The organism is Zoogloea sp. (assembly GCF_044344315.1).
In the GTDB taxonomy this organism is placed as follows: domain Bacteria; phylum Pseudomonadota; class Gammaproteobacteria; order Burkholderiales; family Rhodocyclaceae; genus Zoogloea.
The window spans coordinates 70,086-93,880 of the sequence record NZ_JBIJDC010000001.1; the positions used below are offsets into that span (position 1 = coordinate 70,086).

Sequence of the window (23,795 nt, forward strand, 5' to 3'; positions counted from 1 at the left end):
CGCGCGCCACCCCATCAAGGCCCAATGATGGAGGGGCCATCCCGGCTGTGGCAGGCCATCGTTGACGCGCTCGCCAGCCACGGGCGGGGCAAGCTGCAACACTGCCGTCGCGGCATATCGCCATCATCAAATCGTGATCGGCAAGGGGCATCAAGGCAGTTCAAAGGTGGCGCTGAGCCGGAATGCACGGTGCGTCGAATCAAAGTCCCTCTGTTCGAGCACCCGCCGCTCGGCGCCCTGAAAGCGGTCGATGCGCAGCACATTCACCGAGTTGGGCCACCCCCGTCGCGTGCGCCCCGAAACCGCCGTGCCCGCCACCGCAACCCAGCACCTCCGCGCACTGGGGCCATATCGAACGGCCAGGGCGCGACACAAGGGCAGGTGGACATGCCCCGACATCACCAGATCGGCACCGGCACTGGCCCATGCCGACACCGCGTCCGCCGCGCCAAGGACGATATCGCCCGGGTCCAGCCCATCGCTCACATCAACCGGATGATGGACCACCACAACCCGCATCGCTGTATGCCCCGCGCGACGGAGGCGCTGTGCTACTGCGTCAACCTGCACCGCCGCCAGGCTGCCCTGCTTGTGCCGCCAGGGGCGGACACTATTGACGCCAGTGATGAACAGATCGGGAAGACTGCAGGAGGGCTCCAGTAGCGGACCGCAACTGGCCGCATACGCGCTGAAAGGCCGGGTGAGGCGGGCGACGAGGTCGAACAGCGGAATGTCATGGTTGCCGGGCACCACCAGGCACGACGCCGGCAACAGGCGCGCCACAAACGCCCGAAATGCGGCGAACTCGGATTCACGTGCCCGCTGGGTCAGATCACCCGACAGCACGATCAGATCGGGTTTGAGCTGGGCGGCAAGATCCACCAGGGCCTCCACCACTTCGGATCGCTCCGTGCCGAAATGGGTGTCGGAAACCTGCAGGACAACGCTCACGGGTGCACCACCTCCATAGGGCGGCCCGGCGCAAGCAGCCACAGGGGCGTAGGCGAGACATCAAAGACCAGCGGGCTGCGCATGCGAAACTGCTCGCCATCCATCGCGACTCTCACCGTTCTGCGTCGCCACCAGCCCCCTGGCGCCACTGTCAGATGGCGGAACACCACACGCTCGACCTCATCTGCGCCGCCCAGCCTGCCCAATGCCCCCTGCACGGCGAGCCGGACCAGCCCCAGACGCCCCATCGGGCGCAGGATCAGGCCCAGCAGCTGCCCTTCATCGACAACAGAGGCTTCGGGCAAGCCAATGTGTTCGAGCTGAAGGCGGTTGTTTCCGACGAATACCGTGGACGCCAGCATCACCTGCTCCTGATCGCCCACCTTCAGGTGCAGGCGATGAAGCCGGTGTTGCCCGAGGAGTGTGAGCAGCGCTGCCCCCCACGCCGCCGGGCGGCTGCGCCCCCATTGCTGCTTGAATGCCTCCCTGTCCTCCAGCAACTGGGGATAGAGCCCGAAACTGGCATTCACCAGAAAGATGTGGCCGTTAACCTGTCCGACCTGAATCGGGCGCAGCTCGCCTTGCAGCACCGAATGCACAGCCGCCAGGGGCTCCTCGGGGAAGCCGTGGCTACGACCGAAGTAATTGAAGGTGCCGCCCGGCACCGCCGAAAACGCGGCGCCAGCCCTGACGGCCGCCGCCGCCACCGCACTGAGCGTTCCGTCCCCCCCCACGCCCACCAGAATACCGCGGCGCTCCCTGGCCTGACGCGCGGCCTGTTCGGCAATGCCCGGGATCTCCTCGGCGTGGGAAACCAGCCGTATGCTGCCCTGAATGCCCGCCTCGGTCAGCGCATCGCGAATGAGGCCGGCAATCGCTTCACCCTCCTGGCGACCCGACGCGGCATTGATCACGACCACCCATGGCGGGCGGGCATCAAGCGGAGGTCGCGCCGTGGTGGCCATGATTCAATGACGCACGGTCGGGGGAAAGTGCCCCAACAGGAAAGGATGGGCGGATTCGTAGCCCAGCATGCCCACCTGCACATCCCTCGCGAACTCGATGTGTGAGCGCCCGCGCCCAGACTTGAAGTAACGGAAAAAATAGTCGTACATGTCGCTGCTCCCATGGAGAAATGCCGCCCGGACGAGACGGCCATAAGGCCATGATAGGAGCCCACCGAACGTCGAGATGTGGGCAGAACCCCATACAAACTGTAGGAAACGGCCGACAGACACTGGACAGTTCAAGCTTTAAGCTGAAAGCAGATGTAACGGTGGCCACCTTTGTGGTCGCCTCCAATCGACTAAGGCTGCCTCGCCGATCCGACCACGTTCAATTGCTCCGTACCATGTCGTCATCCAAACCACCGATCTCAACGGTCATCGTCGAAGACAATCCCGCCCTTCTGGAATTGCTCACCGGGATGTTGGACGGCATCGACGGCATCCGCATCGTGGGATCGGCGGCAAGCGAAGCCGATGCCATCGCCCTAATCCATGCAACCCGCCCCCAGCTCGCCATTGTGGACCTCGAACTCCGCGAGGGAACCGGACTGAGGGTATTGAGCGCCATCCAGAGCACGCCGAGCGAATCAGGATCGACTCGCGCGGTGGTTTTTTCGAATCACGCCCATCCGGTTGTTCGCTCCCGTTGCCTCGCCCTCGGGGCCGAAGCGTTTTTCGACAAATCATTCCAGATGGATGAACTGCTGGAGTTCGTTAACGGGGTGTCCGGCACGTCGACCTAACGCCCCAAAAGGCCCAGGCCTAGGGCTGATCGCCCCGGCCGGGCATCTCGGCCCGGCATGTCATCCGGCCCGCACGGGCTCGCAAATGGCCGACCTGTTTCGTTTTCGGAAGACATAAAAAAGGCGCGGCGCCCCCCTCTTCCGCGTCAGGGCAACCCGCTTTACGGACGGATCAGAATGTCATTGCGGACCAAACGCTCACCGGGGGTTCCACGGGCCAGCTCAACTGCCCGCCAGAACGACCGCCGACACACTGAGGGCGATGGTCAGGCCATTGAGGGGCAGCGCCCGCAGGACGGGCTGCAGCGCCAGCCCGCCCCGCCAGCGGCTGGTTGCGGGTGCGCTCCACGTGGCCGTCGAAGTCCTTGTCAGCTTAATCGTTGATCACGCGGCCGGCCAAGCGCCGGAAGATGTTCAAGGACGTCATGGCGCGAGGGACCCGATCTCGGGCAGGAAAATTTCAGTAATCAGCAACGGAGACCCCTTGCGACGGAAGGCCGAACGGCGCGCCCACAGGAGGGACAGATCGACACGACCGGTGGCACGCGCCGCGTGGTGCCAGCGGGAGTCGCGGGCGTCCAGGCGCGCGGCCTCCAAGGGAGAACGCCGCACTCGGGGGTCGTTGAACAGCACGTTGGCCAACGGCCGCCCACCCAACCCATGCAATAGATGCCAAGCGGCCGGAATGGACGTCGTAGGCACCAACGAGCGGGCGAACACTACCGGCACGCCATCGGCGACCAACAGGACTTCGCGGATCCAAAGGTCACCATGATGTGCCACACCGAGCGCCGCCCGTTCGTCGGGCATCACCCGCCCCTTGCCCTGACTCACCACCTGCAGGGAGAAGCGCCCGCAGCGGGAACGGATCCGGGCGGTCAACGAACTGTCGTCGGTGAGCCACCCGCGCATGGAGCGGGGGGCTTGCCAGGCGGCAATGCGGAAGGGGTCACGGCCCGGAAAGTGGGCGAGGGTCATGGAATGCGGAGCTTGAAGCAGGCGGGCCGTATTGTAGGTTCTAGCCGCCGCGGGAGGAAGGCTGGTGAAGCCGGACGCCCCCTGACTACAGGAACGACCCAGACCGCGCGCTTCTCGTTTGACCTACCGGAATGAGAACAGCCGGGGGCTACTCGTTGAAGAGGTTCACGAACGGCCAGCGAGCCTGCGAAGAAAATCGGAGAAACCACTCATTTCCGATTCGAACTCCAGAGGATGGATATCCTCCCCATCCAGGAAGCGGCTGAGATAATACCGGCGCCCCTCATCAGCCCGATCCAGGAGGCCTGGCAGGCACGTGGTGGCAGAAATGACGCCTAGATCCGCCAGCAGACGATGGGCCCCGGTATCAAAGTTGCCACTGGGGTAGCAGTAATGGAGAGCCTCTGGCAACCCGGAATTACGGATCTCGACCCGGCAGGCCTCAAGATCCGCCTTGAGCACTTCCGGCTGACCTGCGGGGTAGTGATGGGCGTGGCCATGCAATTCAATGGACCACCCCTCCGCCGCCAATTTCAATAGCTCATCCTGGCTGACAAAAGAAAAGCGCCGGGAGGCAAGATCCAACTCGGCGGCAGAAACACCGAATTGAGTTCCAAGCATTTCAAGCTTCTCGCCCACCGAACCCTGGCCGCTCCCCTCTTGCAGCCATTCCAGCGCAGCACTGGACAGGCGGCCCCTGTCAATTTTGTCAGTCAGATCATGTGCGCCATCAAGCCGGTCATCAATACCCTGGATGACAACCCGACGGCCACCCGCTTTCCAAAAAAGGTAACTCAGAGCGACATCAGGATTAGGCTGACCAGAAGAAAAGTAACTGGTGCACAGATAAAGGGTCGCCGGCACCCCATGCCGTGCGATGACGGGATGAAGTTCTTTGTAAGTCGAGTACCAACCATCATCAAAAGTCAGTACCGTGGGTAGCCGTGGGCGAGGGGCGTCACTACCGAGGAAGCTAACCCCGCTCTCCAGGGAAAGAATGGAAAAGCCTTTGTCGCAGAGCCACTGGAGGCGGTCATTGAGGAAGTCAGCACGACAGAAAAGCAGCGAATTGAAACAATGCTCATCGCCGAGACTCCCTCCGTGGTAGCACAGGATCCGGACTTTAGAGCGCGTCAGGTAACGAAACAAATGGAACAAACCTGCCAAACGGGCAGCGCGCAAAATAGAAAGCTTGATGGTTTTCATGCGTTAGCAGGCACCGAGACGTGCGAAGAAAAACGGAGAAACTGCTCTGGCATCAATTGACGTCCCGAGAATGAAGAAGCGAGCAAAAGCATATCGGCATCCCGCCATACACATGCGCTCAAACGCTCCGGGTCTGCTAGCGCCTATTCAGCCCATCCCGCGGGATTGCGCTCAGCCCAGCTCATTTGCTGCTGGCGCCCCCAGGCCAGCATGTAGCTTGTGGGCATGTACTTACCCTCCTCGTAGAGCTTCCTGCGACTGGGCGAAGTGGAAATGGCATTTCCGATGGCACCGCCGCCGGCCTCGACAAAGAATAGCTCAGCGCCTCCCAGCACCGGTATCCTGCGCAGATAGTCCAGACGGGGACTGAGCTCCTCCACCACCGGATCATAAAACCAGCTACTCCCGAACATCCCAAGCAAATCTGGCCGGATCCGATAAAGATCAGCACAACAGCGATAACATTCGTTCCAGCCCTCTTCGTTGAAGTCTTCCAGGTTGGACAGGTGGGTATGGATCTGAATGTAGGGTTTGAACCCGCCCAACCGAGTGAATTTCAGAGCGATCGCCGGAATTTTCGCAAGCCCTTGCCGGAACAGGAGCGAGCGAGGAATGCCGCAGCGTGTATCAAGCAATTGGGCCGCAGCGGCATATAGCCGCAAAGTGACGAGGCCAACGTCCTTCAGAAACAGATCGCTGTCAATATCGAACCAATCGGCATCCTCCGCGATGGCTGCCGCAATACGCCGCAACTGCTTCGAATGATGATGAACGATGCGTGGCGGCAAGGCCTCAAGTCGGCCAGAGGTGATCAGCTCGGCAATCCCCTGACCGAGAACTGCACGCAGAAACAGCCGAAGTGCATCACGCCCCCCCAACGCCTCGACCTGTGCGAGCGCGCTGCGCACCGGGTCAGGAACGTGGCGATAGTGATCAAAATCCCCGACTGTTGCGAAGTCAGCGATGACACCGGCCACGGATATCCCATCAGGAAGGCGGCCCAAAGCCCCGGCAGCCCTGGATGCGTTGTATCCAGCTTCCTCGGCGAGGATCATCAATGCAGGATGCGGCATAGCGTTTTCTTCTCACTCAGGACGATCAATGGGTTATTGAAGTATGGCATATCGACCGGCACGCCTCGTGATCGCAGTGATTGATCTCAAACCCGCAGAGAGCGGCGATGCGGGATTGTTCACGATGCCCACCCTTTCAACACTGAAACAGGCGTAAATCCATGTTTCTTGCGGGCGCGTATCAGGCCTTGAGCAGCGACGCCCGCCCGCCGAACCAGCGCGTCGTAACCACGTCCGCCACCCGCGGTGCATCGCGCAGAATTTCCTCGGCCAGGTCACGGGCGATGTCCACCAGCACCGCGTCTTCTTCCAGGTCGGCATAGCGCAGCAGGGGCACCCCACTCTGGCGGGCGCCGATGAACTCGCCGGGGCCACGGATGCGCAGGTCTTCCCGGGCGATGATGAAGCCGTCTGTGTGCTCGTAGATGGCCTTCAGGCGCTCCCGCCCGGTCTGGGACAGGGGCTGGGCAAAAAGCAGGATGCACACGGACTCATGCACGCCGCGGCCAACCCGCCCGCGCAGTTGATGGAGCTGGGCCAGGCCGAAGCGCTCGGCATGCTCTATCACCATCAGGCTGGCATTGGGCACATCCACGCCCACCTCGATGACCGTGGTCGCCACCAGCACCTGCACCTCGTTGGCGATGAAGGCCGCCATGGTGGCGGACTTCTCATCGTTCTTCAGGCGCCCATGCACCAGGCCGATCTTCAACTCCGGCAGCGCCGCCGACAGCATCTCGAAGCTCTCCTCGGCGGTCTTCAGCTGGAGCGCCTCGGACTCCTCGATCAGCGGGCACACCCAGTAGGCCTGACGGCCCTTCAGGCAGGCGTCGCGAACGCGCTGGATCACCTCGTCGCGGCGCTCGTCCTTGACCAGCTTGGTGACGATGGGGGTGCGCCCCGGCGGCAGTTCGTCGAGCACTGACACATCCAGGTCGGCGTAGTAGCTCATGGCCAGGGTGCGCGGGATGGGCGTGGCCGACATCATCAGCATGTGGGGCGACTCACCGGCCCGCCCCTTCTCGCGCAGGGCCAGGCGCTGGCGCACGCCGAAGCGGTGCTGCTCATCCACCACCGCCAGGGCCAGCAGGGGCAGGGCCACCGGGTCTTCGATCAGGGCGTGGGTGCCCACCGCCAGCAGCACTTCACCGGCGGCAAGGCGGGCCAGGGTGGCCTCCCGCTCCTTCTTGCGCCGACTGCCGGACAGCCACGCCACCGCGATGCCCAGGGGCGCCAGCCAGTCGGACAGCTTGCGGTAGTGCTGTTCGGCGAGGATTTCGGTGGGCGCCATCAGCACTGCCTGGCGGCCACTCTCGGCAGCCTGCAGCATGGCCAGCGCGGCAACGCAGGTCTTGCCGCTGCCCACATCCCCCTGCAGCAGGCGCTGCATGGGGTGGGGCGAGGCCAGGTCGCGGGCGATCTCGGCAAAGGCCCGGCTCTGGGCACCGGTCAGCGCAAAGGGCAGTTGCTCCAGCAGGCTGCGGGTCAGGGTGTCGTGGAGGGGCAGGGCCGGGGCATTCTTGGCCCGACGGGCGGCGTAGGCGCGGCGGAGGGAAATCTGCTGGGCGAGGAGTTCATCCAGCTTGATGCGCTGCCAGGCCGGGTGGCCCCGGTCTTCCATGTCCAGGGCCGACACCGACGGCGGCGGCGCATGCAGCAGGCGCAAGGCGTCCGGCAATGACGGCAGATGCAGGCGCTGGCGCAGGGCTTCGGGCAGGTCGTCGTGCACCGGGTTGTGGCGCAGGGCGCCGCCGATCAGCTTGCGCAGGGCCGACTGGGCCATGCCGGCGGTGGTCGGGTAGATGGGGGTGAGGCTTTCCGGCAGCGGCTCGCCGGCGGCCACCGGACGCACCCGCGGGTGAATCATCTCAGCCCCGAAGAAGCCATCACGCAGCTCGCCAAAGATGCGCAGGCGCGCGCCCTCGGCCATCTGCTTCTGCTGATTGGGGTAGAAATGCACGAAGCGCAGCATCACCTCGCCGCTGGCGTCGGTGGCCCGCACCACCAGCTGGCGGCGCCCGCCATGGGTGATCTCGCAGGACTGCACCTCCACCTCGCACTGCACCGGCACGCCCGGGCGGGCGTCGGCCAGCAGGGTCAGGCGGGTTTCATCCTCGTAGCGCAAGGGCAGATGCAGGATCAGATCTGCCGGCGCGAAGATGTCCAGCTTGGCCAGGCGCTCGGCGAGCTGCGGCCCGACACCCGGCCAGCCGCGCTGCGCGGGCTTGCGCGGCGAAGCCGGGAGCGCGACAGCAGACTCGACCGGCACGGGCACAGGTACTCAGCCGATGACCAGGATGGCGTCGGCTTCGACGACGGCACCGCGGGGCAGCTCCTTCACGCCCACGGCAGCCCGGGCCGGATAGGGCTCCGAGAAGTAACGGGCCATGACTTCATTCACCTTGGCAAAGTTGGCCAGATCGGTGAGGTAGATGGTGAGCTTGACCGCATCGGCCAGGGAGCCGCCAGCGGCCTCGGCCACCGCCTTGAGGTTCTCGAAAACACGCACGGTCTGGGCTTCGAAACCCTCGACCATCTGCATGCTGACCGGGTCGAGGCCGATCTGGCCAGACAGGTAGACGGTGTTGCCGGCCTTGACGGCCTGGGAATAGGTGCCGATGGCGGCGGGGGCGCTGGGCGTGGCGATGATCTGTTTGCTCATGAAGGGGCTCCGGGTGAAAAGAGGCCGGCAAACCGGCGAAATCTGCTCGGACCGGAGTTTACCCTGCTCCTGCCCGGCGCACGCCGGTGGCAAGATTCGGGTTTGGCCCGTTCGAACCGGAAAGACACCATGCCTGCCCTGCCCGCCCCCCTTGTCCAGCAGCTCACCGAACGCTTTGGCAAGCGTTTTTCCACCGCCGAAGCCGTGCGCGCCCACCACGGTCACGACGAATCCCACTTCCCCGACGCCCTGCCCGACGGCGTGGTGTGGCCCCACAGCACCACCGAGGTGGTTGAGATAGTGAACCTGTGCCGGGAACACCGGGTACCGCTGATCCCCTTCGGCGTCGGCAGCTCCCTGGAGGGCCACATCCTGGCCACCCACGGTGGCCTCAGCCTGGACCTGTCGGAGATGAACCAGGTGCTGACCATCCACAACGAAGACATGGACGCCGTGGTGCAGCCCGGCGTGACCCGCAAGGCGCTCAACGCCGCCCTGCATGGCAGCGGCCTGTTCTTTCCCATCGACCCGGGCGCCGACGCGTCCCTCGGCGGCATGACGGCCACCCGCGCCTCGGGCACCAACGCCGTGCGTTACGGCACCATGCGCGAGAACGTGCTGGCCCTGGAAGTGGTGCTCGCCGACGGTCGGGTCATCCGCACCGGCGGGCGCGCCCGCAAGTCTGCGGCCGGCTACGACCTGACCCGCCTGTTCGTCGGCTCGGAAGGCACCCTGGGCGTCATCACCGAAGTCACGGTACGCCTGCACCCGCTGCCCGAGGCCATCTCCAGCGCCACCTGCTCCTTCCCCGACGTGGCCAGCGCCGTGCAGACGGTGATCCAGACCATCCAGCTGGGCGTACCGGTGGCGCGCATCGAACTGCTCGACGCCCTCACCGTGCACGCGGTGAACCGCTACAGCAAGACCCACCTGCGCGAGTCTCCCATGCTGTTCTTCGAGTTCCACGGTTCGCCCAACGGCGTCGAGGAACAGGCCCGCACGGTGCAGGAGATCGCGGCCGACAACGGCGGCGAAGGCTTCGAGTGGGCCACCCGCCCGGAGGACCGCAGCCGCCTGTGGCAGGCCCGTCACGACGTGCTCTACGCCAGTCTGGCCCTCAAGCCGGGCAGCCGGGGCATCTCCACCGACGTCTGTGTCCCCATCTCACGCCTCGCCGACGCCATTGCCGGCGCCCAGGCGGCCATCGCCGAGAGCGGCCTGATCGCACCGGTGGTGGGCCACGTGGGCGACGGCAACTTTCATGTGGTGATCCTCACCACCCCGGACGACCCGGCCCAGGTGCACGCTGCCGAAGCACTCGGCCGGCGCATCGTGGAATGCGCGCTGGCCCTGGACGGAACCTGCTCCGGTGAGCACGGCATCGGTATCGGCAAACGGGATTTCCTGCTGGCCGAGCACGGTGAAGGCGTCGCGGTGATGAGCGCCCTGAAGGCCGCCCTGGATCCCCTGAATCTCATGAACCCCGGGAAAGTACTCCTCGGCAAGGTGACCTAGTTCCTGTCAAATTGTGATTAATGTCATAGTCAATCATCAAGTCACTCAGAACACCGCCGTTAAGGAATTGTCCCGTCCGTAACCGTTCCCGCCCATGCACGCCACGACCATCCGCGCCGACGACGTCGCAACCCTCTCTGGCATTGCCCTGTCCATCGCCAGCATCATCGCCACAGCGTTTGATGGCCCAGGATGGCTGGCCTATGCCCTGGGTGCAGGAACCATCCTGTCCCTGCTGGCCGCAACCGTGATCAGCCATCGGGCCAGGGCCCGGGCACGGCGCAACCAGCAATTGCAGCGCGAGCGGATCAACGGCAGCGTGCAGGAATATGACGCCCTATGCGAACGCATCGCCGGCAGCAGCGAGCACCAGTACCAGCGCCTGCAGGAATCCCTGGGCCAGATCCAGGAAGTGTTCTCCAATGCCTTGGCCGACCTCAACCGCAGCCTCACCGGCAGCAACACCAGTCAGTCCGACTCCCTCCGCCATCTGGCCGACGAACTCCTGGCCCTGGCTGGCGCCCAGGACAGCTCGGCCCGCAACAGCGGGGTAATCCGCTTCGCCGAGGAAACCCGCGACACCATCGATGCCTTCGTCAGCACCGTGCAGCAGCTCAAGACCAGCGGCGCAGACATCGCTGAGCGCTTTGCGACCATGCGTGGCAAGGTCGACGCGGTCAGCCGCCTGATGACCGAAGTGAACCAGATCAACAGCCAGACCGAGCTGCTGGCCCTCAACGCCGCCATCGAGGCAGCCCGGGCCGGCGAGGCCGGACGCGGCTTTGCCGTGGTGGCCGACGAAGTCCGCAAGCTGGCCCAGCGCACCGAGAAATTCAGCGAACAGATCGATGCGCTGCTGGCCGAGATCCACACCGCCATCAATGATGTGGGCAGCGCCGTGGATGTCACCGCCTCCACCGACGTCAGCAAAGCCGAAGCCTCCCAGGCCAGCGTTACCGCCATGGGCCGCGAGATGCAGGACCTGACCGCCAGCGCCGCCGAGCAGTCCCAGCGCATCAACGAAGTATCGGCGGCCATCCACCGCCTGGTCATGCAGGGGGTCCTGTCGATGCAGTTTGAAGACATCGTCAGCCAGCTCCTGGGCAAGCTGCGCCAACACACCGACTTCATGAGCCAGTACGCCCACGGCTTCTTCGACGTGCACCGGGACGTCGAGGAGCGCGACGGCCTCGCCCGCATCCAGCGCCGCAACGCGATCCTGACCCAGTTGCTGCAGGCATCCACGCGCTCGGCAGAGGAAATCCGCTTCGACTCGGTACGTCAGACCGACGTCAACGCGGGCGCCGTCGATCTCTTCTGAGCCGCCAGAGGCGGTGATTTGCGGCGAAACAACACTCGCCACGCCCCTCCCTCTTGCCCCTGACACCGAATGCGCTACCATCCTCTCGGCATCGTCTTGATGATGCACAAACCAATGAATATAAAATGAGGGTAAGCACCATGAAAAAACTGCTGTTTCCGCTGGTTGTGTTCCTGCCCGTGACTGCTTTCGCCGCCGCCAACAACATCGGCTCCTGCGGCCTCGGATCCAAGGTCTTCGAAGGTCAGCGGGGCCTTGCACCCCAGGTTCTCGCCGCCACCACCAACGGCACCTTTGGCAACCAGACCTTCGGCATCACCTCCGGCACCCTCGGCTGTTCCCAGGATGGCGTCGTCACCTCCGCCTGGAAGACCGCCATGTTCATCGACGGCAACAAGTCGCAGCTGGCCCGCGACGCCGCCTCCGGTCAGGGCGAAACCCTGGACGCACTGGCCGCCCTGCTGAAGATCGACGCCCAGGACAAGGCTGCCTTCGTCAGCCTGACCAAGGCCCGTCACGCAGAAATCTTCGCCTCCGTCGACTCCGCCGAAACCATCGCCACCCAGCTGAAGGCTGCCCTGCAGTCCGACGCCCGCCTCGCCAAGTACGCCGACGCGGTGTAAGCCACGGGGCTGCGGGTCGCCGGACCTTCCCCGACCCATGCCACGCCAAGCCCTGTGCCTGCACAGGGCTTTTTCTTTTTGCGCCCGCCCACCCATGAAGATCCTGATTGCCCTCGGCACCGCCCTGAGCCTGACCATGGCCGCGGCCCAAGCCGACACCCTGGCAGACACCCTCACGGCGGCCCGCGACGCACGCCTCGCCGATGACCCGGCCTGGGCCGACCTGCTCCAGTACGAGCCCTACCCCATCACCGGCCACCTACGCAGCCTGGCCGACGATAAGGGCTTCTTCAACGCCCCGGATGGCGCCCGCAACCCAACGGCAGAACTCGACGCCACCCTCGCCCGCCTGTTCGAGCCGGCCCGCCCCGAGGCCCCCGACGAGCACCCCCAATGCCGCTTTCCGGCGCGCCATCACTGGTTGCGCCAGCGCCTCGCCCTCAGCCCAATGCAGTTGCCCGAGCAGCCCTGCCCGCGCCTGGAAAAATGGGCCGCCGAAATCAACCCCGCCGGCGTGACCCTGGTCTTCCCCTCTGCCTACGTGAACAGCCCGGCCTCCATGTTCGGCCACACCCTGCTGCGCATCGACACTCCGGAGCAGACCGAAGCCACCCGCCTGCTCGCCTACACCATCAACTACGCGGCCAAGGCCGACGCCACCGACGGCTTCACCTTCGCCTTAAAGGGCCTGACCGGCCTCTATCCCGGCGCCCTGTCCAGCTCGCCCTACTACGCCAAGGTGCGCGAATACAGCGACATGGAGAGCCGCGATGTATGGGAGTACCGGCTCAACCTGACGCCCGCCGAAACCCGCCAGTTGCTGCGCCACGCCTGGGAGATCGGCGCCACCCGCTTCGACTACTGGTTCTTCGACGAGAACTGCTCCTACATGATCCTGCGCCTCCTCGACGTGGCCCGGCCAGGCCTGCGGGTGGCAAAGCAGTTCTACTGGACCGCCATCCCCGTGGACACCGTGAAGGGGGTTGTGGCCATGCCGGATCTGGTCACCGACATCCGCTTCCGCCCCTCCACCGGCACCGAACTGGCCCATCGCGCCAGCCGCCTGGCCCCGACCAGCCTGGACGCCGCCATCGCGGTGGCCGATGGCCGGCGCACCCCGCAAAGCCTGGGCACCGACACACAAGCCATCGAACAGCTCGAGTTTGCCGACCGCCTGGTGTCTCTCCGTGGGCATGCGGGCAAGCTCGACCAGGACGAGGCCCTGGCCCGCCTGAAAGCCATCCAGATCATCCGCAGCCAGTTGCCGACCATCGACACCGGCGCGATCCCGGTGCCGCCTCGCCCCGAGAACGGACACGCCTCCGGGCGCGCCGGCCTCGCCACCGGCCGGCTGGACGGCACCAACGCCCTCTTCCTTGACCTGCGCCCCGCCTACCATGACCTCCTCGACGCCGAAACCGGCTACGCCCGGGGCGCTCAGATCCGCTTCCTCGACCTGGGCGCCAGCCAGCGCGAAGGGCAAGGCTGGCGGCTCGACCGCTTCCTGCCGGTGGACATCGTCTCCGTCGCGCCCCGACTGAGCTGGACCCAGCCTCTGTCCTGGAAAGTCCGCTTCGGCTGGGAACGCACCCTGGGCGCCCGCCGCGCCACCGGCCCCATGGTGGCCGGCGGCCCCGGTGCCGCCTGGGAGTGGAAGGGCCTGCTCGGCTATGTCTTTCTGGAGAACCAGCTCCTCGGCCACGGCGACCTGCAGAAACACTGGGCTATCGGCAGTGGCCCCCTGGCCGGCCTGCTGTGGGACGTGGGCGCCGGCAGCCGCCTGCAACTCGAAGCGGGCCGCCAGTGGTTCAACGACCGGCGCCTCGACCGCAGCACGGCCCGCGCCCACTTGCGCACCCGCCTCACTCCCCGCGACAACCTCGTCGCCGGCTACGAATGGACCCACATCGAACTGCCCGACACTGACAGGGCGGAACGCCGCCTGACTTTGGGCTGGCAGCATTACTTCTAGCCCCTGCCATGCAGAATGAATCACCAAAAGCGAATCCCGCCCGCGGCGCAAGTGCGGCTTGAGTCCGGAACATCCATGTTAAAATCAAGGGTAAAACCAGATCCCCGGCACGCTTGACCCGGGATACCCATCCTCATCCCGAAACCGCTATCTGCCATGGACACTCTGACCGTCATCCGTGAATTCCTCGTTGATCGTCTTGAAATCGACCCCTCGAGAATCCAACCGGAAGCGACCCTGGAAGAACTCCAGATCGACTCCCTGATGCTGGTCGAACTGATCTTCGAATGCGAGGAAAAGTACAACGTGGTTTTTGAGCGGGATGTACGCTCACCGAAGAACATCGGCGAACTCGTCAGCATCGTTGACGAATTCGTCGTCGAAGCACAGAAAGCCAAGCAGGCCTAACCCATGGCGGACATCCACCGCGTCGCCGTGACGGGCCTTGGCGTGGTTGCCCCTTCGGGCATCGACGCGCGGCAAATGTTCGGCCGTCTGGCAAGCGGCGAGTCCTTCATCCAGCTGCACACCATCGACCAGCCTCCACGGCCGGTCACCCAGCCGGCCATCCACTGCGCAGGGTTCAATGCCGAAGCCAGCATCGGCAAAGCCCTCGCCGGCACCACTGATCGTTCCGTCCAGATGGCCCTGACGGCCTGCTTTGAAGCCTGGAGGGACGCTGGCCTGGCCCGCAACCAGGAAGGCCGGCAAGACTACGGCGTTTCCTGGGGGTCCGCCCTCGGCAGCACGAGCACCTGGGAGCGGGGTTATCGGGAGATGTGGCAGAACGGGCGTGACCGCCTGCCGCCCTTGTCCGTGGTGTTGGGCATGAGCAATGCTGCGGCCTCCCATATCTCGATCCAGCTCGGGCTGGGCAATTCGAGCCTCACCTATGTGGCAGCCTGCGCATCCGCCGCGGCAGCCATCGGAGAAGGCTTCAAACGCATTCGCAACGGGGAGGCGCGCCTGATGGTTACCGGAGGCTCCGACGTGCCCCTGGCTTATGCGGTCATGAAAGCCTGGGACGCCCTGCGCGTAGTCGCCCAGGGCGACGCAGACACAGCCCCCTCCAGCTGCCGTCCCTTTCACCCTGGCCGCAGCGGTCTGGTTCTCGGCGAAGGTGCAGCCACCTTGATCCTCGAGGAGTGGGAGCATGCCCGGGCGCGCGGCGCCACCATCCTCGCCGAAGTCGTGGGCTACGGTACCTGTAGCGATCACTCCCATCTTGTCCGCCCCGACCGGGAGGGCCAGGTCCGCGCCATGCGCCTCGCGCTGGACGATGGCGGCCTCGCCCCCGACGACGTGGACTATGTCAATGCCCACGGCACCGCCACCGTCGAAGGAGATGCCATCGAAGTAGACAGCCTGCGCACCCTGTTTGGCGACCGGGCGGCTCGGGTTCCCGTCAGTGCCACCAAGTCCATGCACGGTCACCTGATGGGCGCAGGCGGCGCCATTGAGGCAGTCACCACTGTATTGGCCCTTGTCGAAGATGCCCTGCCGCCAACCGCCCACCTGGACGCCATAGACCCCGCCTGCGAAGGGGTTCGCCACATCACCGGCAGCGCACTCCGCGGGACAGACGCACGCGTAGCCCTATCCAACTCGTTCGCCTTCGGCGGATGCAATGCCGTGCTGGCCTTTCGCAAGGCCGACCCGGCCTGAGCATTGGCCCAGCTTCCTCTTCCCGACTTTCCGTTCGCAAGCGCACTCCACATCATGAGCACCACGCCTCAACAGAACACGCAGGGCGCTACGCCCGCCTTTGTTGCCGAGATCGCCGAGATCATCGTCTCCGCCCTGAATCTTGAGACGTCCCCGTCCGAGATTGATCCCGATGCTTCCCTGTTCGGCGAAGGGCTCGGGCTGGACTCCATCGACATTCTGGAAGTTGCTCTGGTCATCTCCAAGCAATACGGCATCCAGCTGCGTGCCGACGACGAGGACAACACGCACATTTTCCGCTCCCTGCGCAGCCTCGCGGACTACGTCGCCACATCCAGGGCCGCATGAAGAGACGGCCTGGCCCCCTCGTTACGGGTCTGCTCGCAGGAAGCGCGATCGTCGCCTACGACGCGCTGGCTCACTACGTCAGCACCTATCCGGATGCAGCCCCCTGGGCGGCCCTGCTCAGCCTTCTACCGGCCACAGCCTTGCTTGCCGAGTTGCTTCACCGGCGTTTTGGCCTGCCTGCAGCGCTACTGGGAGGCCTTGCAAGCATCGGCTTCGCACTGCTCGTCTGGCCCTTGGTGCGGGACAATCTGACCCATCTCTACCTACTCCAGTATCTGGGCACCAATTTGGCTCTCGCCAGTTATTTCGGTCAAAGCCTGCTGGGTGACCGCACCCCGGCGTGCACCACCTTCGCCATGCTGCTGCACCCGTCCCCGAGTGCGACGGTAGTGCGCTACACACGGCAAGTCACCCTTGCCTGGACCGTGTTCTTCTTTGCCAGCGCCTGCATTTCGATACTCCTGTACCTGTTCGCTCCGATCGCGCTGTGGTCCGCCTTCACAAACCTGTTCTACCTGCCCTCCCTGGCGCTCATGTTTATCGGTGAAGGGCTGGTGCGGCGCAAGCGTCTGCCTCCGGAGGAGCGCCACGGGATCATCGCCTCAGTCAAGGCCTACATGACCGCGACCCGAACACCTCCACCTCCGATCACTGAACCCGACCTGCCCCCCCGGATCTCCTGATGAGGCAAGCCTCCTGTCCGCTGACCGATCTTCCTGCCCCCGATAGCATCATCGCCTGGCTGCCCGGCGGCCCTGTCACGCGCAATCAGTTTCTCGCGGACGTACACCATCTCGCCGTGCAGCTCCCTGACAGCAGGCATGTGCTCAACATCTGCCAGAGTCGCTATCACTTCCTGGTCGGCCTGTCCGCGGCCATCGTCCGCGGACAGGTCAGCCTGCTACCGTCCAGCCTGACGCCGAACACACTCTCCCGCCTGAAGCACGACACCCCGGACGTGTTCTGCCTGCATGACGGAAGCATGGAGGGTGTCGACCTACCGGGTTTTCTCATCCCGTCAGATCACGCCCCCGCCCAGGGCATCCTGGATGTACCGGAGATCCCCGCCGAGCAGGTTGTCGCCCATGTCTTCACCTCCGGCTCCACCGGCACCGCCCTGACCCATCTCAAGACCTGGGGTAATCTCGTCATCAATGCCCGGGCAGAATCCGAACGCCTCGGCGCCCGCGGCCGAGCCCTGGTGGGCACGGTTCCGCCGCAGCACATGTACGGCTTCGAATCCACCGTACTCATCTGCCTGCACGGTGGTAGTGCCTGCTGGTCCGGACGCCCCTTCTACCCGGCGGACATTGGTGCAGCTCTCGAAGCCGTCCCCCCCCCCCCGCGCGCTCGTTACCACCCCATTCCATTTGCGCGCCCTCCTGGATGCCGGACTGCCGCTGCCTCCAGTGGACTTCCTTCTGTCGGCTACGGCCCCCCTCTCCGAGGATCTCGCGACCCGCGCGGAAGCCGTCTGTGGAGCCCCTCTGCTGGAGATCTATGGCTGCACGGAAACCGGCCAACTGGCCAGCCGCCGCTCCACCCAGACCCGCGTCTGGCAACTTCTCGGCGACGTCACGCTCTGCGCGACGGAAACCGGCCACGCCGCCCGGGGCGGTCACGTGGAAGGCACGGTACCGATCAACGACGTGATCGAGCTCGTGGACGAACGTCATTTCCTGCTGCATGGCCGCAACGCAGACCAGGTCAACATTGCTGGCAAACGCACCTCCCTCGCCTACCTCAACCAGCAACTCCTGGAAGTATCCGGCGTGATCGACGGCGTGTTCTTCATGCCCGACGCGGAGCCCGACGACCACGCCACCCGCCTGTGTGCCTGTGTCGTGGCGCCTGAGCATACCCGCCAGAGCCTGCTCGCGGCCCTGCGCAGCCGCATCGATACAGCCTTTCTTCCACGCCCGCTGGTGTTCGTCGAGCGCCTCCCCCGCAATTCAGCCAGCAAGCTGCCCCGCGCCGATCTGCTGGCTCTTCTGCCCGGCGCCACGGGAAGCACCGACACGGCCGGCACGCCCCCCCACAACAGGGAACGCAGCTGGACCGTACCCGCCGAACACCCTGCGTTTCCAGGGCATTTTCCCGGACGGCCGATCCTGCCGGGCGTGGTGCTGATTGATCAAGCCACCTATCTGGCCGATGGACTGCTGCCCACGGGCTGCACGATCCGCGGTCTGGGCAACACCAAATTTTTCGAGCCCGTGGGCCCGGGCACCCACCTCATATTCCGCTATGCCCCGGCCAGCACCAAGGCCCTGGCATTCGAGGTCCATGCATCCGATCGACTTGTCGCCTCCGGCAGCTTTGCCATCGGGCCGCAAACGTGAGTCGTCCGTCCCCGTCGCCCGCCGAGGGTGCAAGCTGGGCACGCCAGGCGGAACGCAGCAGCGTTCCGATCATGCGCTTCATGGTCTGGTTGTCCCTCACCCTGGGACGCCAGCTCAGCCGCACAGTACTGCACGGCATCGCCATCTATTTCCTGCTCTTCTCCCCAAAGGCCGGACGAGCTTCCCGGGCCTATCTCCAGCGCGTTCTCGGACACGCGCCCGGTCTGGCCGATCGTTACCGCCACATCCTCACCTTCGCCACAACCATCCACGACCGCATCTACTTCCTGAACGGCCGCTTCGACCTCTTCGACATTGAGATTCACGGCCTTGAACATGTGGAAGCGCATATGGCCAAGGGCCGCGGCATTCTCCTGTTTGGCGCTCACCTGGGCAGCTTCGAGGTTCTCCGCGCCGTCGGCCACAGGCATGCAACGCAGCCGATCTGCATGCTCATGCACGCCGAAAACGCTCGCAAGATCAACCAGGTACTGGCAGCGATCAACCCCACCGCAAGCCAGGACATCCTCCCCCTCGGCCAGCTCGACTCCATGCTGCAATTGCGTGACAGGCTCGATGGCGGGCAGCTGGTAGGCGTCCTCGCCGACCGCAACCCCGGAGAGAACGGCGTCCGGCACCTGCCTTTCCTCGGCAGCCCAGCCCCCTTTCCCAACGGCCCCTTCCGACTCGCAGCGCTCCTGCAACGGCAGGTACTCTTCATGAGTGGCACCTGGCTGGGCGGCAGACGCTATCGGGTCGAACTGTCCCCCCTCGCCGACTTCAGCGACGTGGAGCCCCGCGAGCGATCCACCGCCATCGCCGAGGCCCAGCAAACCTATGCAGCCCTGCTAGAAAACCATTGCCGCAAGGCTCCTTACAATTGGTTCAACTTCTTCGATTTCTGGAGCGATCCCCGCTCACCGTCCACTCACCCCGCCCAATGAAGTTCGCTTTCCGCCTTGTCACCTGTCTCCTGACGCTGGCCTCCCTGCCAGCCGTCGCTGCATGGGATCTGCCCCAGCTCATGACCGAGCTCGCCCGCAATCAGGGCGGACGCGCCCACTTCACCGAACGGAAATACATCGCCCTCCTCGACAAGCCGGTCGTGTCCTCGGGCGAAATGCGCTACGTGGCACCGGATTACCTCGAGAAGCGCACCCTTACGCCACGCCTTGAGGTCATGGTGCTCGACAAGGACGAGATCAGTCTCGAACGGGGCAAGCAGAAACTCACCCTGCGCCTGCGGGAACAGCCGGAAATCCTGGCCTTTGTGGCCAGCATCCGCGGCACCCTGTCGGGCAATCGCGCCGCGCTGGAGCAGAACTATGCGCTGCACCTGTCAGGTCAGCGGGACAACTGGACCCTCAACCTCTCCCCCAGCAATCCGCGCATCGCCGAACTGGTGACCCGAATCACCATCAGTGGCAGCCGGCAGCAGGTCCGCAGCATCGAGTACCTGCAGGCGGATGGTGACCGCTCGCTCATGTCCATTGAGCCCCTCGACGCCCGATGAAACGCCTGAGCGCCCGCCCCGTCCTGCTCTGGCTGCTCGGTCTGGCCCTGTGCGCCGGCGTGGCCCTGCGCGCCCATTACACCGCCGACATGTCGGCCTTCCTGCCGCGAAGCCCGACACCAGCACAGCAGCTGCTGGTGGACCAACTCACAGAGGGAGTCCTGTCCCGGCTGCTGCTGGTGGGCATCGAGGGCAGCACCCCGACTGGCCGCGCCGAACTCTCCCGCGGCCTGGCCAAGCACCTTGAGGACGGGGGGCTGTTCCTCTCCGTACGCAATGGTGACGCAGCCATTCTGGCCCGCGACCGGGAACTCCTTTTCGCCAACCGTTACTTGCTCAGTCCTACGGTTCGCCCCGAGCGCTTCACCCCCGAAGGGCTTCATGCAGCCATCAGCGAGAGCATTGACCTTCTGGCCTCTCCCATCGGGCTGATGCTCAAAGGGCTCCTGGGCCGCGACCCCACCGGCGAGCTGGTCGAACTGATCGGCAGCCTCGACACCAGCGGCAGCCCAGCCAGCGAGAACGGCGTCTGGGTGTCCCGTGACGGAGAGCGGGCCATCCTGATGCTTCAGACCCGTGCAGCGGGCTCCGACACCGACGCCCAGGCCCTCGCCATTACCCAGATCCGTTCGGCATTCGCGAACCTCGCAAGCAAAGCCGGACAACCCGAAGCACGCATGGTGGTATCAGGAGCGGCCGTGTTTGCTGTCAACTCCCGTACCGCCATCGAATCCGAGGCCGTGCGGCTGACCACCCTGGGCACCACCGCGGTGATTGCCCTGCTGCTACTCATCTACCGTTCCTTCACCGCTGTGCTCCTGGGCCTGCTGCCGGTCGCCAGCGGGGCACTCGCGGGCATTGCGGCCGTGGCCCTGGGCTTCGGCACCGTGCACGGGCTGACCATCGGCTTTGGTACCACCCTGATCGGCGAGGCTGTCGATTACTCCATCTACTATTTTGTGCAGTCGGACGAAGAGGAGGAAGGCGGCTGGATGAAGCGGTTCTGGCCCACCATCCGGCTCGGCGTGCTCACCTCCATATTCGGTTTCGCATCCCTGCTGTTCTCCGGTTTTCCCGGCCTCGCCCAGCTCGGCCTTTATTCGATCGCCGGGCTCGTCACCGCTGCGATGGTGACACGCTTCGTACTACCGCACCTGCGCCCGGCCAAGCTGCGCATCCATGACATTGCGCCCATCGGCCGGGCCCTGGCGGGCTTCTGGGCCTGGTTGTCGCGGCTGCGGCTGATCGTGCCTATACTGGGGCTGGCCGCAGTCCTCGTCCTTGTCGCCAACAGGGACCACGTGTGGAGCAGCAGCCTTTCGGGTCTGAGCCCCGTCTCCGCCGCAGACCAGGCCCTTGACCAAAGCCTGCGTGCCGACCTTGGTGCACCCAATCTGCGCTATCTGGTGGTGCTCAAGGCAGGCAGCCGTGAAGATGCGCTGGAACGTGCCGAGTTCGTCGGAGAGCGCCTCCGGGGGCTGGTGGCGGACGGGGTGCTCGCCGGCTTCGAGAGCCCTGCACGCTTTCTGCCCAGCACTGCGACCCAGCAGGCCCGTCGCAATGCGCTACCGGAAAGGGATGCCCTGGCCCGCAACCTGGAAACCGCCCTCGTCGGCCTTCCCCTTCGCCCAGACCGCCTGAACGCCTTCCTGGATGATGTGGACCAGGCCCGCACGCAAGCCCTTCTCACCCCGGAATCCCTGCGCGGCTCCACACTGGCACTGGCGGTCGACTCCTTGCTGCTCGAACGTCCACAGGGATGGACCGTCCTGATCCCCCTGCGCACGCCAGACGGTGACGCACCGTTCCAGGCAGCACGGGTAGAGGCCGCCCTGAACGGCACGGAGGCCCTGTTCGTCGACATCTTCGGCGAATCCAACAATCTCTACCGGACCTATCTCGACGAAGCCATCCTGCTGTCCCTGGCCGGCATTCTCGCCATCGTCGTGCTGATGGGCGTCGTGCTGCGGGAGCCCATGCGCCTGGTGCGGGTGATGGTCCCGGTGGTCACCGCAGAGCTGATCGTCATGGCCGGCCTTGTCGCCACCGGTCACGCGCTGACCCTCCTGCACCTGGTCGGGATGCTGCTGATCGTCGCAGTAGGCACCAACTACGCGCTGTTTTTCAACCAGGCCGAGCAGAACCCGGGCGACGATCCCCGCACGCTGGCCTCGCTGCTCCTCGCCAACCTGGCCACAGTGATCGGCTTCGGCATCCTGGCCCTCTCGCCTGTGCCCGTGCTTCAGGCCATCGGAATCACCGTCGGCCCCGGCGCAGTGCTCACGCTGGTCCTCTCCGCCATGCTGGCGCACCGGGCGCCCCGCTGAGATGGGCCACTGGCGGCCAAGCCCCACCCTGCAGGTGAGCGCCCTCGTGCATGCCGGGGCGCTGGCCGGCATGCTGCTGGACCCCGGCACGTGGCCCGTAGCGACCGGCATGCTTGTCGCCAATCATGCGCTCCTCACCACCGCCGGATTGCTGCCCCGCTCCAAGCTGCTCGGCCCCACCCTAACCCACCTGCCAGCCGACGCAGCCGCCCGCGGCGAGGTCGTGATCAGCATCGACGACGGCCCCGATCCCAAGGTCACACCCCAAGTGCTCGACCAGCTCGACGCCGCCGGCGCTCGAGCCAGCTTCTTCTGCATCGGCCAGCGCGCCACTGCCCATCCGGGCCTGGTGCGCGACATCATCGCCCGCGGGCACACCATCGAGAACCACAGCGAACACCACTGGAAGCGCTTCTCGACCCTTGGCCCGGGCGCCATGGCCCGGGAGATTTCCGCTGCGCAGGCCAGCCTTGCAGCGCTCACCGGCCGGCGCCCCCGTTACTTCCGCGCACCGGCCGGTCTGCGCAACCCCTTTCTCGACCCGGTGCTGGCGCGTCTCGACCTGCAGCTGGCCAGTTGGACCCGTCGCGCCTACGACACCCGCAACGGCGACCCGGCCAGCGTGCTCGCACGGCTCACCAGGGGGCTCGCGGGCGGGGACATCCTGCTCCTCCATGACGGCAACGCGGCCCGGACGCCCACCGGACAGGCGGTAATCCTCGAGGTGCTGCCCGCCCTCCTCGCCCGCATCCGTGCGGCCGGCCTGACCCCGGTGTGCCTGTGAGCGACGGTCTCCAGCGCAGGCTGGTCCACCAGGCCAGCGCACCCTACCGCCCCGCCGGCCGCTGGGCCTGGCATTTCGCCCGGGGCAAGCTCTCCAACGATCCAGTCTTTGCAGCCCTGCTGCGCCCGGGCCTGCTCCCGGCCAGCGGCCGCTACCTGGACCTGGGCTGTGGGCAGGGCCTGCTGGCCAGCTGGTTGCAGGCTGCCGCCACGCTCCACGCCCGCCAGGACTGGCCGGTTGAGCAAGCGGCCCCACCACGGATCAGCGCCTATCATGGGCTCGACATGCAGGCCGCAGCGATCAGGTATGCCCATCTGGCCCTGGCCGACTGCGACTTCTCCGTCCGCCTGGACCTCGGTGACCTGCGTGACTTCGCACTGCCTGGCGCCGACGTGATCACCCTCTTCGATGTCCTCCACTACCTCCCCGACAGCGCCCAGGAGGGCCTGCTGCAACGCATCCGCAGCAGCCTGTCACCCAACGGCAGACTGCTACTGCGGGTCGGCGACGGGGCCGCCGGGCTGCCTCATCGCCTGTCCCGCGTTGTCGACAGCCTCGTGGTCAGGGTGCAAGGTGGCGCCTGGCCGCAACTTCACTGTCGCCCGGCCACCGCCTGGCAGGCCCTCCTGGGCGATCTGGGCTTCCGCGTCGAGCCCTGCCCGATGGCAGGGGCAGGGTTTGCGAACGTTCTGCTCAGCGCCTTCCCGAACTGAAGCCATTGTCATGACACGCCATAGCTCAGTCCATGAGCCCCTCTGGTAAACT

At 65.4% G+C, this 23,795-nt stretch carries 24 protein-coding genes; 15 read left to right on the forward strand and 9 right to left on the reverse strand.

The features are described 5' to 3' along the window. Positions 1-150: 150 nt before the first annotated feature. From ACIQ09_RS00335 to ACIQ09_RS00345, 3 genes are read right to left on the reverse strand one after another with little or no spacing between them, the layout of a single operon-like run. On the reverse strand, positions 151-951 hold the full coding sequence (locus tag ACIQ09_RS00335; protein ID WP_398304366.1) for a metallophosphoesterase family protein: 801 nt from the start codon (positions 949-951) through the stop codon (positions 151-153). After that, positions 948-1,916 (reverse strand): diacylglycerol/lipid kinase family protein, encoded by a 969-nt coding sequence (locus tag ACIQ09_RS00340; protein ID WP_398304369.1) that lies wholly within the window; start codon positions 1,914-1,916, stop codon positions 948-950. Before ACIQ09_RS00340 ends, ACIQ09_RS00335 begins: the two co-directional genes overlap by 4 nt. A 3-nt stretch (positions 1,917-1,919) precedes the next feature. Further along, a complete protein-coding gene (locus ACIQ09_RS00345; RefSeq protein WP_398304372.1) occupies positions 1,920-2,066 on the reverse strand; it encodes a hypothetical protein in 147 nt (48 codons plus the stop codon). Between the two features lie 161 nt (positions 2,067-2,227). Here ACIQ09_RS00345 and ACIQ09_RS00350 point away from each other — a divergent pair, with 161 nt between their 5' ends. Next, positions 2,228-2,701 (forward strand): response regulator transcription factor, encoded by a 474-nt coding sequence (locus ACIQ09_RS00350; RefSeq protein WP_398304375.1) that lies wholly within the window; start codon positions 2,228-2,230, stop codon positions 2,699-2,701. Between the two features lie 423 nt (positions 2,702-3,124). Here the strand turns inward: ACIQ09_RS00350 and ACIQ09_RS00355 are convergent, their stop codons facing one another. From ACIQ09_RS00355 to ACIQ09_RS00375, 5 genes are all read right to left on the reverse strand, one after another. Further along, positions 3,125-3,679, reverse strand: coding sequence for a chorismate--pyruvate lyase family protein (locus tag ACIQ09_RS00355; protein ID WP_398304378.1), 555 nt, complete (start codon positions 3,677-3,679; stop codon positions 3,125-3,127). Positions 3,680-3,844: 165 nt separating this feature from the next. After that, positions 3,845-4,885 carry a polysaccharide deacetylase family protein gene (locus ACIQ09_RS00360; protein ID WP_398304381.1) on the reverse strand — a complete coding sequence of 347 codons (1,041 nt, stop codon included), beginning with the start codon at positions 4,883-4,885 and terminating at the stop codon, positions 3,845-3,847. A gap of 143 nt (positions 4,886-5,028) precedes the next feature. Further along, positions 5,029-5,958: a hypothetical protein gene (locus tag ACIQ09_RS00365; RefSeq protein WP_398304384.1), complete on the reverse strand. Its 930-nt coding sequence runs from the start codon at positions 5,956-5,958 to the stop codon at positions 5,029-5,031. Positions 5,959-6,139: 181 nt separating this feature from the next. Further along, complete coding sequence (gene recG, locus ACIQ09_RS00370) at positions 6,140-8,227, reverse strand: ATP-dependent DNA helicase RecG (RefSeq protein ID WP_398304387.1); 2,088 nt, start codon at positions 8,225-8,227, stop codon at positions 6,140-6,142. 12 nt (positions 8,228-8,239) lie between these two features. Then, positions 8,240-8,620: a RidA family protein gene (locus ACIQ09_RS00375; protein ID WP_398304390.1), complete on the reverse strand. Its 381-nt coding sequence runs from the start codon at positions 8,618-8,620 to the stop codon at positions 8,240-8,242. A 129-nt stretch (positions 8,621-8,749) separates the two neighbouring features. Between ACIQ09_RS00375 and ACIQ09_RS00380 the strand changes: the two genes are divergently transcribed. From ACIQ09_RS00380 to ACIQ09_RS00415, 8 genes are all read left to right on the forward strand, one after another. After that, the gene (locus tag ACIQ09_RS00380) at positions 8,750-10,135 is read left to right on the forward strand and encodes an FAD-binding oxidoreductase (RefSeq protein WP_398304393.1); all 1,386 of its coding nucleotides are present in this window, start codon (positions 8,750-8,752) and stop codon (positions 10,133-10,135) included. Positions 10,136-10,229: 94 nt separating this feature from the next. Beyond that, positions 10,230-11,456 carry a methyl-accepting chemotaxis protein gene (locus tag ACIQ09_RS00385; protein ID WP_398304396.1) on the forward strand — a complete coding sequence of 409 codons (1,227 nt, stop codon included), beginning with the start codon at positions 10,230-10,232 and terminating at the stop codon, positions 11,454-11,456. A 140-nt stretch (positions 11,457-11,596) separates the two neighbouring features. Further along, positions 11,597-12,079 carry a DUF3015 domain-containing protein gene (locus ACIQ09_RS00390; protein WP_398304399.1) on the forward strand — a complete coding sequence of 161 codons (483 nt, stop codon included), beginning with the start codon at positions 11,597-11,599 and terminating at the stop codon, positions 12,077-12,079. Positions 12,080-12,173: 94 nt separating this feature from the next. After that, positions 12,174-14,051: a DUF4105 domain-containing protein gene (locus ACIQ09_RS00395; RefSeq protein WP_398304403.1), complete on the forward strand. Its 1,878-nt coding sequence runs from the start codon at positions 12,174-12,176 to the stop codon at positions 14,049-14,051. A 156-nt stretch (positions 14,052-14,207) separates the two neighbouring features. Further along, entirely contained in the window at positions 14,208-14,459 is a 252-nt protein-coding gene (locus ACIQ09_RS00400) for an acyl carrier protein (RefSeq protein ID WP_398304406.1), read from the forward strand. 3 nt (positions 14,460-14,462) lie between these two features. Next, positions 14,463-15,716 (forward strand): beta-ketoacyl-[acyl-carrier-protein] synthase family protein, encoded by a 1,254-nt coding sequence (locus ACIQ09_RS00405; RefSeq protein WP_398304409.1) that lies wholly within the window; start codon positions 14,463-14,465, stop codon positions 15,714-15,716. Positions 15,717-15,770: 54 nt separating this feature from the next. Beyond that, complete coding sequence (locus tag ACIQ09_RS00410; RefSeq protein ID WP_398304412.1) at positions 15,771-16,064, forward strand: phosphopantetheine-binding protein; 294 nt, start codon at positions 15,771-15,773, stop codon at positions 16,062-16,064. Beyond that, a complete protein-coding gene (locus tag ACIQ09_RS00415) occupies positions 16,061-16,747 on the forward strand; it encodes a hypothetical protein (protein ID WP_398304415.1) in 687 nt (228 codons plus the stop codon). The genes ACIQ09_RS00410 and ACIQ09_RS00415 overlap by 4 nt, the downstream gene beginning before the upstream one ends. A 335-nt stretch (positions 16,748-17,082) precedes the next feature. Here the strand turns inward: ACIQ09_RS00415 and ACIQ09_RS00420 are convergent, their stop codons facing one another. Continuing rightward, a complete protein-coding gene (locus tag ACIQ09_RS00420) occupies positions 17,083-17,328 on the reverse strand; it encodes a hypothetical protein (protein WP_398304538.1) in 246 nt (81 codons plus the stop codon). Here ACIQ09_RS00420 and ACIQ09_RS00425 point away from each other — a divergent pair. The 6 genes from ACIQ09_RS00425 to ACIQ09_RS00450 all read left to right on the forward strand — a co-directional run bounded on the left by ACIQ09_RS00425 (position 17,219) and on the right by ACIQ09_RS00450 (position 23,743). Next, positions 17,219-18,406, forward strand: a complete 1,188-nt coding sequence (locus ACIQ09_RS00425; protein ID WP_398304418.1) for an AMP-binding protein — start codon at positions 17,219-17,221, stop codon at positions 18,404-18,406. The genes ACIQ09_RS00420 and ACIQ09_RS00425 overlap by 110 nt on opposite strands. Before the next feature lie 71 nt (positions 18,407-18,477). Further along, positions 18,478-19,350 carry an acyl-CoA synthetase gene (locus ACIQ09_RS00430; RefSeq protein ID WP_398304422.1) on the forward strand — a complete coding sequence of 291 codons (873 nt, stop codon included), beginning with the start codon at positions 18,478-18,480 and terminating at the stop codon, positions 19,348-19,350. Continuing rightward, positions 19,347-19,919 (forward strand): LolA-related protein, encoded by a 573-nt coding sequence (locus ACIQ09_RS00435; RefSeq protein ID WP_398304425.1) that lies wholly within the window; start codon positions 19,347-19,349, stop codon positions 19,917-19,919. The genes ACIQ09_RS00430 and ACIQ09_RS00435 overlap by 4 nt, the downstream gene beginning before the upstream one ends. Continuing rightward, on the forward strand, positions 19,916-22,246 hold the full coding sequence (locus tag ACIQ09_RS00440; RefSeq protein ID WP_398304428.1) for an MMPL family transporter: 2,331 nt from the start codon (positions 19,916-19,918) through the stop codon (positions 22,244-22,246). The genes ACIQ09_RS00435 and ACIQ09_RS00440 overlap by 4 nt, the downstream gene beginning before the upstream one ends. Before the next feature lies 1 nt (position 22,247). After that, the gene (locus tag ACIQ09_RS00445) at positions 22,248-23,030 is read left to right on the forward strand and encodes a polysaccharide deacetylase family protein (RefSeq protein WP_398304431.1); all 783 of its coding nucleotides are present in this window, start codon (positions 22,248-22,250) and stop codon (positions 23,028-23,030) included. Next, positions 23,027-23,743, forward strand: coding sequence for a class I SAM-dependent methyltransferase (locus tag ACIQ09_RS00450; RefSeq protein ID WP_398304434.1), 717 nt, complete (start codon positions 23,027-23,029; stop codon positions 23,741-23,743). Before ACIQ09_RS00445 ends, ACIQ09_RS00450 begins: the two co-directional genes overlap by 4 nt. Positions 23,744-23,795: the final 52 nt, after the last annotated feature.

Excerpts from the sequence above, each read along its gene's own strand:
- ACIQ09_RS00340 (WP_398304369.1), bottom strand. The coding sequence starts at position 1,916 with ATGGCCACCACGGCGCGACCTCCGCTTGATGCCCGCCCGCCATGGGTG.
- ACIQ09_RS00345 (WP_398304372.1), bottom strand. The coding sequence starts at position 2,066 with ATGTACGACTATTTTTTCCGTTACTTCAAGTCTGGGCGCGGGCGCTCA.
- ACIQ09_RS00355 (WP_398304378.1), bottom strand. The coding sequence starts at position 3,679 with ATGACCCTCGCCCACTTTCCGGGCCGTGACCCCTTCCGCATTGCCGCC.
- ACIQ09_RS00360 (WP_398304381.1), bottom strand. The coding sequence starts at position 4,885 with ATGAAAACCATCAAGCTTTCTATTTTGCGCGCTGCCCGTTTGGCAGGT.
- ACIQ09_RS00365 (WP_398304384.1), bottom strand. The coding sequence starts at position 5,958 with ATGCCGCATCCTGCATTGATGATCCTCGCCGAGGAAGCTGGATACAAC.
- ACIQ09_RS00375 (WP_398304390.1), bottom strand. The coding sequence starts at position 8,620 with ATGAGCAAACAGATCATCGCCACGCCCAGCGCCCCCGCCGCCATCGGC.
- ACIQ09_RS00380 (WP_398304393.1), top strand. The coding sequence starts at position 8,750 with ATGCCTGCCCTGCCCGCCCCCCTTGTCCAGCAGCTCACCGAACGCTTT.
- ACIQ09_RS00385 (WP_398304396.1), top strand. The coding sequence starts at position 10,230 with ATGCACGCCACGACCATCCGCGCCGACGACGTCGCAACCCTCTCTGGC.
- ACIQ09_RS00390 (WP_398304399.1), top strand. The coding sequence starts at position 11,597 with ATGAAAAAACTGCTGTTTCCGCTGGTTGTGTTCCTGCCCGTGACTGCT.
- ACIQ09_RS00395 (WP_398304403.1), top strand. The coding sequence starts at position 12,174 with ATGAAGATCCTGATTGCCCTCGGCACCGCCCTGAGCCTGACCATGGCC.
- ACIQ09_RS00400 (WP_398304406.1), top strand. The coding sequence starts at position 14,208 with ATGGACACTCTGACCGTCATCCGTGAATTCCTCGTTGATCGTCTTGAA.
- ACIQ09_RS00405 (WP_398304409.1), top strand. The coding sequence starts at position 14,463 with ATGGCGGACATCCACCGCGTCGCCGTGACGGGCCTTGGCGTGGTTGCC.
- ACIQ09_RS00410 (WP_398304412.1), top strand. The coding sequence starts at position 15,771 with ATGAGCACCACGCCTCAACAGAACACGCAGGGCGCTACGCCCGCCTTT.
- ACIQ09_RS00415 (WP_398304415.1), top strand. The coding sequence starts at position 16,061 with ATGAAGAGACGGCCTGGCCCCCTCGTTACGGGTCTGCTCGCAGGAAGC.
- ACIQ09_RS00425 (WP_398304418.1), top strand. The coding sequence starts at position 17,219 with ATGCCCGGGCAGAATCCGAACGCCTCGGCGCCCGCGGCCGAGCCCTGG.
- ACIQ09_RS00430 (WP_398304422.1), top strand. The coding sequence starts at position 18,478 with ATGCGCTTCATGGTCTGGTTGTCCCTCACCCTGGGACGCCAGCTCAGC.
- ACIQ09_RS00435 (WP_398304425.1), top strand. The coding sequence starts at position 19,347 with ATGAAGTTCGCTTTCCGCCTTGTCACCTGTCTCCTGACGCTGGCCTCC.
- ACIQ09_RS00440 (WP_398304428.1), top strand. The coding sequence starts at position 19,916 with ATGAAACGCCTGAGCGCCCGCCCCGTCCTGCTCTGGCTGCTCGGTCTG.
- ACIQ09_RS00445 (WP_398304431.1), top strand. The coding sequence starts at position 22,248 with ATGGGCCACTGGCGGCCAAGCCCCACCCTGCAGGTGAGCGCCCTCGTG.